Raw genomic sequence first — 12,622 nt, 5'->3', positions numbered from 1 at the left:
TGAGGAAAAAGGGGATAGCTATTTGGTGGGCATCCAAGCCTCGATTGCACGTTGTGTTTAAGCTTCTAGTGAAAGAAGGCAATTTTGTCAAATGAAGGCGACATTATTTTGACAATCAGCTGATTAAGGTAGTGAGGTGTTGCAGATGACTTTAGTGACTAATGAAGAAGAAGCGATTGTGACAATCACCTTAAATCGTCCAAAGGCAGCAAATGCGCTGAGCAGAGATTTGCTGGAGGAATTAAAAGCGACGTTTATCAACTTGAGGAGCAATCGCCATGTTCGTTGTATAATCATCACCGGAAGAGGACACAAAGTATTTAGTGCCGGAGCGGATTTAAAAGAAAGAAAAGAACTGCCTGAATCGTCTGTCAGAAATGCGGTTTCTTTAATTGGAGATACATTGTCGGTAATTGAATCAATGCCGCAACCTGTCATTGCAAGTGTGAATGGTTTGGCGCTTGGAGGAGGCTTTGAGCTTGCGTTGGCGTGCGATTTGCGAATAGCCTCTACAAATGCCAAGTTCGCATTGCCGGAAACGTCACTGGGCATTATACCCGGAGCAGGGGGCACACAGCGGTTGCCAAGATTAATAGGAGTGGCAAGGGCGAAAGAATTGATATTCACGGGAAGAAGGCTGAATTGTATTGAAGCAGAGGAATTGGGCTTAATAACAAAAGCGGTTTCAGTTGAAGAGCTTCCGCAAGAAACGTTATTGCTGGCCAGGTCAATCATTAAGAATGCACCGATCGCATTGGCAGAAGCTAAAAAAGCAATTCATTACGGGATGGAGACAGATTTACACACGGGTCTTAAGATTGAAGAATGGTGCTACGACGCAACGATTCCTACAATGGATCGCCTAGAAGGATTGCGAGCGTTCGCGGAAAAAAGACAGCCCGAATTTAAAGGAAAATAAGGAGCTAAAAAATATGTCAGAGACAGATCTGTTTTCGCAAGCAGTCGAGCGTATTAAACAAGGTGGAGCGGAAAAATATCACGAACAAAATAAACAAAAAGGCAAACTTCATGCGAGAGAAAGATTGAAACTTTTATTTGATGATGGCGAAATGTTGGAAGACGGTTTTTTCGCGAATTGCGATCAAGCGGATTTGCCTTCTGACGGCGTCATTACAGCTATCGGTAAAATCCATGGACGCAAAATTTGTGTGATGGCGAATGATTCAACAGTAAAAGCGGGCTCATGGGGAGCGCGTACAGTTGAAAAAATCATCCGTATTCAAGAAACAGCTATGAAGCTGAATACTCCGATTTTTTATTTAGTCGACTCTGCAGGCGCACGTATTACCGATCAAGTGATGATGTTTCCAGGGAGGCGCGGAGCAGGACGGATTTTTTACAACCAAGTGAAGCTTTCAGGACGTGTCCCGCAAATATGCTTGTTATTTGGCCCTTCAGCTGCAGGCGGCGCGTACATTCCGGCTTTTTGCGATATCGTCGTGATGGTGAAGGGCAATGCCTCCATGTACTTAGGCTCTCCGCGAATGGCGGAAATGGTAATTGGTGAAAAAGTGACAGAAGAGGAAATGGGAGGCGCGAAAATGCATTGCTCGGTTTCCGGGTGCGGAGATGTGTTAGTTCAGTCTGAGGAAGAAGCGCTGCGATTTGCTCAAAATTATATTCGTTATTTTCCACAAAATTATAAAGAAGCACCTCCTGAAGAAGAAGCAAAAGGGTGCAACGGTGAGAAAACATTGGAACAAATAATTCCTGCTAATCAAAATGTACCGTTTAATATGTATGAATTGGTCAATCATCTCGTAGATTGTGATAGCTTTTTAGAGATTAAGAAACTATATGCTCCTGAATTGATAACCGGTTTGGCCAGATTGAATGGTCAAGCAGTTGGCATTATAGCGAATCAGCCCCGTGTAAAAGGTGGCGTTTTGTTCCATGACAGCGCAGATAAAGCGGCGAAGTTTATAGCATTATGCGATGCCTTTCATATTCCGCTATTGTTTTTGGCTGATATTCCGGGTTTCATGATTGGCTCGAAAGTGGAGCAGGCTGGTATTATCCGTCATGGAGCAAAAATGATTGCGGCAATGAGTGAGGTGACCGTCCCGAAAATATCTGTTATTGTCCGCAAAGCATATGGAGCAGGTCTTTATGCGATGGCAGGGCCTGCATTTGAGCCCGACTGTTGTATTGCCTTGCCGACAGCGAATATAGCCGTTATGGGTCCTGAGGCGGCGGTGAATGCTGTTTATGCGAAGAAAATCCAATCGCTTCTACCTGAGCAAAGACAGTCATTTATTGAAGAAAAACGGGAAGAATATCGTAAAGACATCAATATTTATCATTTGGCGTCAGAAATGATCGTCGACTGCATCGTTCATCCGAATAATTTGCGCCAAGAACTGATTGAACGATTTGCTGCGTACAGGAGCAAGCAGATTTCTTTTACAGACAGAAAGCATGGGGTATATCCTGTGTAATGTGATGAAATCTGACATTTGGAATAAAATGTTTGTTCCAATGGGTTAAAACAGCATATTACTTATGGTAAAATTAGAACCAAGCTAAATGAAAGAAGGTTTTAAATATGAAAACTATTCAAGAAGAAATTATACATACATTAAAAACAAAACCTACTATTGATCCGGAACAAGAATTCAGACGAAGTGTTGACTTCATGAAATCATATTTAAAAAAGCATTCTTTTTTGAAAAGCTTGGTTCTAGGGATTTCCGGAGGCCAGGATTCAACGCTTTGCGGCTATATGGCGCAGACAGCGGTTAATGAACTAAATGAAGAAGCAGGCAGCGATGAATATACATTTGTTGCAGTGCGCCTGCCGTATGGTGTGCAAATGGACGAGGATGATTGCCAAGATGCAATTAAATGGATTGAGCCGAGCTTGACGGTAACGGTGAATATAAAAGCTGCTGTCGATGCAAGCGTGGCATCTGTCGAAGATGCAACAGGCAAGCAGCTTAGTCATTTTCTTAAAGGGAATGTCAAAGCCCGTGAGCGCATGAAAGTTCAATATGATTTAGCAGGCATTTACCACGGTGCTGTTTTAGGAACTGACCATGCAGCAGAAGCATTAACAGGATTTTTCACAAAACATGGTGACGGAGCATGTGATTTGGCGCCGTTGTATCGTTTAACGAAGCGTCAAGGGAAAGCTATTTTGAAAATGCTTGGCTGTCCTGAGCATTTATACTTAAAGAAGCCGACAGCAGATCTTGAAGATGATAAGCCACAATTGCCTGATGAAGTTGCGCTTGGCGTTACGTATGAGGATATTGATGATTATCTAGAAGGAAAGCCAGTCGAGGATACAGCAAAAGCGAAAATAGAGGGCTGGTACAAAAAGACTGAACATAAACGATACGGACCAATTACTGTTTTTGATACTTGGTGGCAATAAGAATAAAAGCGCAAGCGTCCCTGTCTAGCACCTTATGAACTGGAGGCCGCCGACCAAGATATAGGAAACTCGAAGTACGACAGTGATTCGATGTTGACTTATCGCAGGGGGGTGCCGAAGGGCAATAGGCGCTGGAGCTGCACGTTGATACACTTGTTATAACCATTCTTATAGTGTATTGAACAAAAAGGCGATCCATTCAGATATGAAATGGGTCGCTTTTTTGTTGAAATAAGGCGTCACAATCATGAATCACGACTTTCCTTCTATCGTAGTCGATATACTGCTGCGTTCGCCATTTATTCAATATCTCGGTGACAGATTGTCTGCTGCAGCCGATTAAAAAAGAGATTTCTTCATGAGTAATCGGCAGTTCGACATAACGTTTATCATTTACCTCTTCAGAAAATTGCATTAGCAATGAAGCTAACCTTGTCGGAACAGGTTTATTAATCAACGAGCCGACGAGGTTTTGCGTATGCAAAATATTGTGTGATAAAACAGCGGTAATAGAAAGCGATAATTCCGGATGCTGTTTAATGAGTGAGTAAAGCGTTGTTGTATCTAAAGAGATAATGTGACAATCGGTCAAACAGCGGGCATCTTTTGTTCGCTGTGCCATTTGAACCATAGGTTCTGCTAAGCCGAACATGTTGCCTGCTTGATGGAGCGAAAGAGTGACTCCATTTCCATCTCCACAGTCTTGAGCAATTTTTACCCAGCCATTTTCCAGCAAATATATATGATTAGCAGGATCGTTTATTTGAAAAATATATTCATTCTTTTTGTACTGTTTTATAACCCCATAATGTTTAATGACGGCTTTAAGCTCGTTATAGTCCGCTTTTTCCATTTTCCTGCTCCCCTTTGAAACGCCAACTTTTTCTTTATTCTACACTTTATTCCTGAAAAAGTTATATTTTTTGCCTAATTGTCGGATATCCGACAGAAAGTAAACAGAATTGTCTGTAGAATAACACTTATAATTCATATCTATTAACTTGGTTTTAAAAGTGAAGGTTAAAGGGGCGGATCAGCATCATGTTACAAGTTGTTTTGCAGCAAATCAATAAAGATTTTCAAAATGGTAAAAACCAAACATTGCATGTTTTGGATAATATAAATTTAATGATTGACAAAGGAGAATTTATCTCAATTTTAGGACCTTCGGGGTGCGGAAAATCGACGATTCTCAATTTAATTGCCGGCTTAGAGACAGCCAGTTCGGGAGAATTGCTCGTTGAAGGCAAGGCGATTAAAGGTCCGGGACAGGATCGTATAGTCGTTTTTCAGGAATCCGGGCTGTTTCCGTGGATGAGTGTATTAGATAATGTCATGTACGGTTTATTATTGAAAAAAATGAAAAAGGAAGAAGCGAAAGCGAAAGCGATTGAGGGGCTGCAAATGGTCCATTTAGGAAAATTCATTCATGCTTTTCCCCATGAATTATCAGGCGGAATGAAGCAGCGTGTCGCGATTGCCAGAGCGCTCGTCATGGATCCGGATATTTTATTGATGGATGAACCGTTTGCAGCACTCGATGAGCAAACGAGAATGGTTTTGCATAAAGAATTAGAATCGATTTATTTGGAGACGGGGAAAACGATTATTTTCATCACTCATAACATTCGTGAGGCAGTTATGCTATCGGATCGCATCGTGTTAATGGGAACTCGTCCGGGAACAATCAAAAAAGAATTCAGAGTACAAGCGGCCAGACCGCGAGTTGCCTCTGACAGTGTGCTGGTCGATCTCGAAAACAAAATATTGAATGAACTGGAAAAGGAAATGGAGAAAGTGTTGAAGGAGGAAATGGGAAGTGATTACAGCCTTAAGAAGAATTATCTTCATCTCGATCCTAATCGTAATTTGGGAAGCGATATCTAAGTCAGGTATGTTTCCGGCCTTTTTATGGCCGCCGATCATCATTCCTAATGAACCGGGTGGCGTATCGGTAATGAAAACATTAGTAGAAGGGTTTGCATCCGGTCTTATTTTGGAAGCAACATTGATTACTTTTGGTCGTTTGCTGTTGGGGTTTGCGATTGCGATTACGATTGGTTTAACGTTAGGTTATTTGATTACAAAATATAAATTATTGGATGATACAATCGGTTTTTTGGTGACAGCACTGCAATCAATACCAAGTATTGTCTGGTTTCCGTTGGCGATTGTCTGGTTTGGATTAGGTTTTACGTCAATCATGTTTATTGTGACAATCGGAGCTACATGGACGATGACCGTTACATCAAGCACAGGGTTTAAAAATGTTTCTCCGCTTCATTTAAAAGTGGCGAAAACGATGGGTTCATCCGGATTTCATTTGTTCCGAACGGTCGTTTTACCATCATCAGTTCCGCACTTAATCTCCGGTTTGCGTGTTGCTTGGGCATTCGCGTGGAGAGCGATTATGGCGGGTGAATTGTTAGGCGGCAGCGGCGGACTTGGTCAACTGTTGGATATGGGCCGTTCTTTGCAGGCGATGGATCTTGTTCTAAGCATTATGATTATTATTGGTGTAATAGGAACAATCATGGATAATTTAGTGTTTTTGCGTATGGAGAAGAAAGTGGCGAAAAAATGGGGTTTGCAAGCAAGTATTTAATTTAACTTACAATAAAGGGGTAAATAAACATGAAACGATTGAAAATAAGTTTGCTAGTTTTACTTTTAAGTATAGGTATGATTTTAGCGGGATGCGGTAATAGTGATGATACAGCTTCTGAAGGCGGAGAAGCAAGCAAAGTAAGAATCGGCTATTTTCCTAACTTAACGCATATATCAACAATTGTCGCTTTGGAAAAAGGCTATTTTGAAGAAGAGTTAGGCGAAGAGATTAAAATTGAAACAAAAACGTTCCCAGATGGAAGTGCATTTATGGAAGCGATGTCGACAAACAATATTGACGTTGGAACAGTCGGGCCTACACCAGTTTTAAATAACTACATTAAAAATCCGGCACATCAAATTTTAGCCGGTGCGGTAAATGCTGGAGCAGTTCTAGTGGTACGTGAAGATGCAGGCATCGAAAGTGTGGAAGATTTAGCAGGTAAACGTGTAGCGATACCGACAATCGGTTCGACACAAGATATTATGTTAATGAAAGCATTGAAAGATGCGGGATTGGATGTTAAGACGAGTGGTGGAACAGTTGAAACGATGAAGCAAGCTCCTGCGGATACTGCAACGTTATTTTTACAAAAAGATGTGGATGCAGCGGCTACACAAGAGCCTTGGGGCGTGAACTTAGAAACGAATGCCAATGCGAAAGTATTGCTTGATGCAGACGAATTTGCTTGGGGAAAAGATTCAACAAACACAGTATTTGTCGGCACAAACAAATTTACAAAAGCTAATCCTGAATTGACGAAGAAAATTTTAGCAGCTCATGTAAAAGCAATTGATTACATTAATGAAAATAAAGAAGAAGCTATTGATTTGTTTATTAATCACATTAAAGAAATTACAGGTAAAGAATTATCCTTAGAAGAAGTGACAAAAGCGATGGAAAGAACAATCCCGACATATGCATTGAACGAAGATGTTATAAAAGAAATGGCGAAAATCAGTAAAGATGCAGGTTATATTACGAGTGATGATATTGATGGTTTAGTTAATAAAGAGTATTTGGCAGAAGTAGATAAATAAAGGGCATCATAAAACACGACAGGTGGGAATCTGTCGTGTTTTTCAAAATACTTGTCTTAAGTTCATTAATATCTACATATCTTTAATATTATTCATTATTTGTTCTTATATAGCTTGCTATAAACGAACTGCAACAATATGCAAAAAATGGAAATATACAATTGACAATTTTATGGTAATTTAATATGATATCTTTAACAAAAAATATCCATAATTACCAAAATTAACAAAGTAGGTGATTTAATTCTAGAATTATTAACATTTAGAATCTAGTGGAAAGTAATGTATGTCTCGGTTCAATTAATATTACATTGCTATTTTAGTTAAGCTTTCGAATAATGAAGAAATTACATGCAATTTTTTTATGGAAACTTATGAAAACGCTAACAAAATAATTGACATATAAAGACTCACGAGTTGGTATTTAGGATCGATTTGTTCTGAAGATATTCAGGTATTTTTTTTAAACCTAAAGTGAAAAGTGATTCATGTATTAAGTTTGGAAAAGCAAGCAAAGTTCCAATGAAGATGAAGTACTTTGTCTAATTATTTATAAGGGGGAACAAAGAATGAGAAAGTTAGCCACGAGTTCTATTATTTTATTTTTTATCATGATAGTTGTTGTTGGGTGTTCAGGCGGCGCTAGTCAATCTTCTAAGGATGGGGAAATAACGCTCACAGCTTCCTCTCCGATTTTTGAATCAGCAGCTCATTCAAAGGGGATGATAGCGTGGGCAGAGGAGCTCGAAAAAAGAACTGCTGGTAAAGTCAAAGTTGATATCAGCTTTGGGGGAGTTACCCTTGATGCTGCTAGTACCCTTGAAGGATTAGGGGATGGGGTTGTTGATGTTGCTTTTATATCAAGTGCCTATAATCCAAGTCAAACAACGCTATCAAATGCTCTGCAACCAATCTTTTTAGATGACTTGGCGGTAAATGGATTGGAAGTGCAAACTCACTTGTGGGAAACAGTTCCAGAATTAAAAGAGGAATGGAGACAGCATAATGTAGAACCGGTAGCGTGGTTTAACGGGAGCAATAATATACTAATGAGTAATTTTGAATTTGATAAGCTAGAAGATCTTAAAGGAAAAAAAATTAGAGGAATAGGTGAAGCGGATTCTATTGCTATGAAAAATCTGGGGGGGATCCCAGTTTCCATTTCTTCTGGTGATGCGTATGGAGCAGTTGAAAAAGGAACTGTTGACGTGGTGCCATTTCCGCCTTATGCACTAGTATCTAATAAGATGGCAGAGGTCTCAAAACAGGTTACTGATTTCCGCCATAATGGTGCTTTTCTATGGGTTGGAATCGCATTTAATTCCGATGTCTATAATAGTCTGCCTGATGATGTCAAGCAAGTTATCGAAGATATTAATATAATTCCGGCAGAAGTTGAGGGTAAAGCATATTATGACGATGCTATGGCTGGATTAAAACTTGCTAGAGAGGAGGGCGCACGAATAGTTCAACTTTCACCTGAAGAATCAGCTCGCTGGAAGGAAGCAATTAATCCTCCTTCTGTATGGGAACCAGCCATTAAAGCAGCTGAAGAAGCCGGTTATAAGGACGTTCGAGAAATAATTGAAGAGGCAAGCAAAATGTTGGAAGAAATAGCTAAAAAGAACTCAAACAAGACACTTGTTGAACAGTTTTTAGAATTAGAAGAAAAAGGGGAAATTTAACCCATTTACGATAGAAAGCTAGTATATTCTAATTTACCAGAGTGGGGAGGGGAATTAATGAAAAGTTTGGGTGTTGCCCAGAGAATTTTTGGAAAAATTTCTCTTACTTCAAGTGTTATATCAACAATCTTAATCGTCATAATGATGTTTTCAGTAGTCCTTGATGTTACTATGAGATGGTTTAAAATACCGATTTATGGAGTTTACGAATTACAGGGTTTTCTAGTAGGGATGACCGTTTATTTAGGTCTGGCAAAAACTCAACAGGAAAGACAGCATATTGGTGTCAATATTCTCAGCCAATACTTGCCGACTAAGCTCGTTTCTAGTTTGTTATTATCAATATACACTGCGTCAATGGTGTTCTTTGGATGGTTAACATATCTTTTGGGGAGCAAGGCCATTGAATCTTATGTTACCGGTGAAGTAATAACAGGTATAACAAGGATACCGTTATTTCCCTTGAAAATAGTGATGACATTCGGCTTAGGATTGCTCACAATACAGCTATTCATTGATACAGTAAAGGAATTCAAATCGTTATTCTCAAAACAAAATGAAGGGCCTGCCAATATAACTGGAAATGATAAAACGGAGGTACCGGAGCAATGATGATCTCAATAATTGCTATATTAGTATTATTCTTGCTTATATTTCTGCAAATGCCTATCTCGTTTTCATTATTTATTGTTGGATTTATAGGGATTTGGTATCTTAAAGGCTTTGAAGTAGCCAACTCAGTTATCCACCTTGCTCCGCTAAGAGGGGTATTATCAAACGATGTCGCTGCTTTGCCGCTGTTCATACTGATCGGTGCATTTGCATTATCAGCTGGAATTGCAAAAGATGGATTTACTGCAGCACGCCTATGGTTAGGGAAACTGCCAGGAGGGTTAGGCGTTGCGACTGTAGCGGCTTCATCTGTCTTTGCAGCTTGTTCTGGTTCTAGTATTGCAGGGGCAGTTACTATGGGGAAACTGGCTATACCGGAAATGAGAAAAAATCGTTATAGTGATACTTTAAGTGTCGGTGTATCCGGAGCAGGAGGTTTGCTAGCTTCTATGATACCCCCTAGCGGGATGATGGTGCTATACGGTCTTGCAACTGGGGAATCTATCTCAAAACTACTGATTGCAGGAATTATTCCAGGTGCTATTGTTGCTTTATCTTTTTCATTAGGTATTATTGCCATTGCTAAAGTAAAGCCAAGTGTAGCGCCGGTGGTTCAGGAGAAGTACTCTTGGAAAGAAAAGTTCGCTGCCTTACCAAAGACTTGGGGGGTATTTGCTATATTCGGAACAATCTTCATCGGAATGTTCAGTGGTTTTTTTACCGCTTCAGAAGCAGCAGCATGGGGAGCTTTTATCGCCTTGATCTTACTTGTAATTAAAACTAAAAAAGGTTTTTTTAAGAGTTTTATCAGCTCCTGTGTGGAATCCGCCTCGACAACTGTTTCACTGCTTTTTCTTGTTCTTGGTGCATATGTGTTTTCTAAACTCCTAGTTTTTTCCGGTCTTCCAAGTATGATTTCTGCTACAGTTTCCAATTTAGATGTGCCTCCAATTGTCATTTTATTAGGGATTTTGGCTACTTACTTTATATTAGGAATGTTTTTGGATGGAGTAACAATGATGCTTTTAACTATTCCAATCTATTACCCTATCGTTACAGAGTTAGGTTATGACGGACTTTGGTTTGGTGTAATGGTTGTTGCGATGGTAGAAGTTGGTATGGTTAGTCCGCCATTTGGAATCGTAGCTTATTCATTAAAAAGTATTGCACCTGAGATTGATATTTTTAAAGTGTTTAAGGGTTGTATGATTTTTATGGTAATTCAGTTAGCGGTAATAATTCTGTTGCTATTTTTCCCAGATATAGTAACGTGGCTGCCAAATTTAATGTCGGGATAAAAAAATTTTATTATTCCCTAGAGAGAAAGGAATGAGTAGTTATTGCTGGAATATCCACATTTATTTTCTCCGTATAAACTTGGTTCAATTACACTAAAAAACAGAATTGCCGCTACTGCACATGGCACTGCAAAAGTTTTGGATGGAATTGTGATGGATGAAGATATTGCTTATTGGGAAAAAGTTGCCCGTGGCGGTGCAGGTCTCATTATTACCGGGGGTACGGTAGTACATCCAACCTCTACTCTGCGAAGGCGAATGTTAAATGAAGCATTCCTGGAGGAATCTATTCCTGGATTCCGTAAAAGGGCAGAGGTTATTCATTCTCATGGAGCAAAAGTAATTGGCCAAATTGTACACTTGGGACGTGAAATGATCGGAGGAGAATCAGATTATCCTTTAATGGCACCATCGTCCATCAAATCTCCTCGCTCTCAATACAGACCAACTGAATTAACTCATGAGGATATAACTGAAATAGTTAATGCTTTTTCTCTTTCTGCATCCAACTTGAATAAGGCAGGCTATGATGGTGTGGAAATACATGCTGCCCATGGCTATTTAGTAGCACAATTTCTCTCACCGTCAACAAACCACCGTTCAGATAAATATGGCGGATCTTTAGAGGGGCGACTAAGATTTTTGTTGGAAATCATTGAAGCTATACGTAAAACGACTGAGCCCGATTTTTTGCTGGGAATACGGTTAAGTGCTGATGAAGAAATAATTGATGGACTGCATTTGTCCGACAGTATTGAGTTAGCTGCTATGCTTGGAGACCTTAAAAATGTAGATTATTTGAACATAACAGTAGGTGTTCGAGGGGCATATGTAAAAGATTTGACCACACCTCAAGGAACTGCAGTTGAAGCAGCACGCGCTATTCGAGATGCTGCAAATATTCCTATTCTTGTCAGTCAAAGGATTAAGAACCCAGTCATGGCTGAACAAATATTGGCAAATGGTTCTGCTGATTTGGTTGGTTCTGCTCGAGCATTTATTGCTGATCCTGAATGGCCTAACAAAGCTAAGTCCGGCAGAAGTGCTGAAATTGTTCCATGTATCGGATGTAATCAAGAATGTCGTTCATTTGATCCGTATCTATTCTGTACGGTGAATCCGATGACAGGACGTGAATTTGAATTAGGGACTGATATACAACCCAGTAATAATATAAAAAGGATTGGAGTAGTGGGTGGAGGACCTGCTGGATTAGAAGCAGCAAGAGTGGCGGCATTAAGAGGACATTCCGTTGTACTTTATGAAAAAGAGTCTTATTTAGGAGGTCAGGTTCGTTTAGCCTCCCGTGAGCCTAATCGCAGCGAATTGTTAGAGATTATTAATTATTTGGAAGCTGAAGTCAGAAGATTGGGTGTTACAATTCATCTCGGTCAGTGTGCTAATGTTAGTGATTTGATCGGCTTTGATTCAATAGTTATTGCTACTGGCGCAATGCCGGAACCTCCCGAAGTTTTTGGGAATACGTCAGCTAAAGTTATCTCAGTATATGAAGCACTTAAAGTGGATGACTTTTCAGAAATAGATGGTGATAGTGCTATTGTAGTTGATGATGGATTGGGATTTTGGCCATCATTAAGTGTGGCAGAACGTCTGGAAACGAATGGATTTAATGTTACTTATGTTACTCATTCGAATGGAATTGGGAATTCTATTCCCCATGAAAGTATTCAACCACTCTTAAAAAGGCTTGGAAATGTTGGCGTAAACTTTATGATTCTTCACCGAATTACAGGATCTGATAATCGTTTTTTCAAGGTCTGCAATATTTTGAACGGGAAAGAGACTGTTTTGAAAGCTGATTTACTCGTAATGGAAACTGGAAGACGCCAAGAAAATACCCTTGCCCAGGAACTTAGCGGAACTGGAATTTCAATGTATTGTGTGGGCGATTGTATTTCGCCTCGGCGAATTAACAACGCAATTCTTGAAGCGCATCGAATCGGCAGAGTAATTTGACAGTT

At 39.8% G+C, this 12,622-nt stretch carries 11 protein-coding genes; 10 read left to right on the top strand and 1 reads right to left on the bottom strand.

Annotated features, from left to right (window positions below; genetic code table 11):
* Window positions 1-145: 145 nt before the first annotated feature.
* The 3 genes from IEO70_RS02990 (at window position 146) to nadE (ending at window position 3,397) form a co-directional block, all read left to right on the top strand.
* A complete protein-coding gene (locus IEO70_RS02990) occupies window positions 146-919 on the top strand; it encodes an enoyl-CoA hydratase (protein ID WP_190996864.1) in 774 nt (257 codons plus the stop codon).
* Between the two features lie 13 nt (window positions 920-932).
* Complete coding sequence (locus tag IEO70_RS02985; protein WP_190996863.1) at window positions 933-2,459, top strand: acyl-CoA carboxylase subunit beta; 1,527 nt, start codon at window positions 933-935, stop codon at window positions 2,457-2,459.
* A gap of 107 nt (window positions 2,460-2,566) precedes the next feature.
* A complete protein-coding gene (nadE, locus tag IEO70_RS02980; RefSeq protein ID WP_190996862.1) occupies window positions 2,567-3,397 on the top strand; it encodes an ammonia-dependent NAD(+) synthetase in 831 nt (276 codons plus the stop codon).
* A 199-nt stretch (window positions 3,398-3,596) separates the two neighbouring features.
* Here nadE and IEO70_RS02975 read toward each other — a convergent pair whose 3' ends face one another.
* Complete coding sequence (locus IEO70_RS02975; protein WP_190996861.1) at window positions 3,597-4,250, bottom strand: Crp/Fnr family transcriptional regulator; 654 nt, start codon at window positions 4,248-4,250, stop codon at window positions 3,597-3,599.
* Window positions 4,251-4,438: 188 nt separating this feature from the next.
* Here IEO70_RS02975 and IEO70_RS02970 point away from each other — a divergent pair, with 188 nt between their 5' ends.
* The 7 genes from IEO70_RS02970 (at window position 4,439) to IEO70_RS02940 (ending at window position 12,617) form a co-directional block, all read left to right on the top strand.
* Window positions 4,439-5,284 (top strand): ABC transporter ATP-binding protein, encoded by an 846-nt coding sequence (locus IEO70_RS02970; protein ID WP_190996860.1) that lies wholly within the window; start codon window positions 4,439-4,441, stop codon window positions 5,282-5,284.
* Window positions 5,217-6,002 (top strand): ABC transporter permease, encoded by a 786-nt coding sequence (locus IEO70_RS02965; RefSeq protein WP_328820854.1) that lies wholly within the window; start codon window positions 5,217-5,219, stop codon window positions 6,000-6,002. The genes IEO70_RS02970 and IEO70_RS02965 overlap by 68 nt, the downstream gene beginning before the upstream one ends.
* A 29-nt stretch (window positions 6,003-6,031) precedes the next feature.
* On the top strand, window positions 6,032-7,045 hold the full coding sequence (locus tag IEO70_RS02960) for an aliphatic sulfonate ABC transporter substrate-binding protein (RefSeq protein WP_190996859.1): 1,014 nt from the start codon (window positions 6,032-6,034) through the stop codon (window positions 7,043-7,045).
* A gap of 569 nt (window positions 7,046-7,614) precedes the next feature.
* Window positions 7,615-8,730 (top strand): TRAP transporter substrate-binding protein DctP, encoded by a 1,116-nt coding sequence (dctP, locus tag IEO70_RS02955; protein WP_190996858.1) that lies wholly within the window; start codon window positions 7,615-7,617, stop codon window positions 8,728-8,730.
* Between the two features lie 57 nt (window positions 8,731-8,787).
* On the top strand, window positions 8,788-9,342 hold the full coding sequence (locus tag IEO70_RS02950) for a TRAP transporter small permease subunit (RefSeq protein ID WP_190996857.1): 555 nt from the start codon (window positions 8,788-8,790) through the stop codon (window positions 9,340-9,342).
* Window positions 9,339-10,640 (top strand): TRAP transporter large permease, encoded by a 1,302-nt coding sequence (locus IEO70_RS02945; protein ID WP_190996856.1) that lies wholly within the window; start codon window positions 9,339-9,341, stop codon window positions 10,638-10,640. The genes IEO70_RS02950 and IEO70_RS02945 overlap by 4 nt, the downstream gene beginning before the upstream one ends.
* A 42-nt stretch (window positions 10,641-10,682) precedes the next feature.
* Entirely contained in the window at window positions 10,683-12,617 is a 1,935-nt protein-coding gene (locus tag IEO70_RS02940; RefSeq protein ID WP_190996855.1) for an oxidoreductase, read from the top strand.
* The last annotated feature ends 5 nt before the right edge of the window (window positions 12,618-12,622 follow it).

Origin of the sequence: Peribacillus faecalis, from assembly GCF_014712675.1 — a bacterium.
GTDB classification, from domain to species: domain Bacteria; phylum Bacillota; class Bacilli; order Bacillales; family DSM-1321; genus Bacillus_AD; species Bacillus_AD faecalis.
This window is presented reverse-complemented; position numbering and strand designations above follow the sequence as displayed.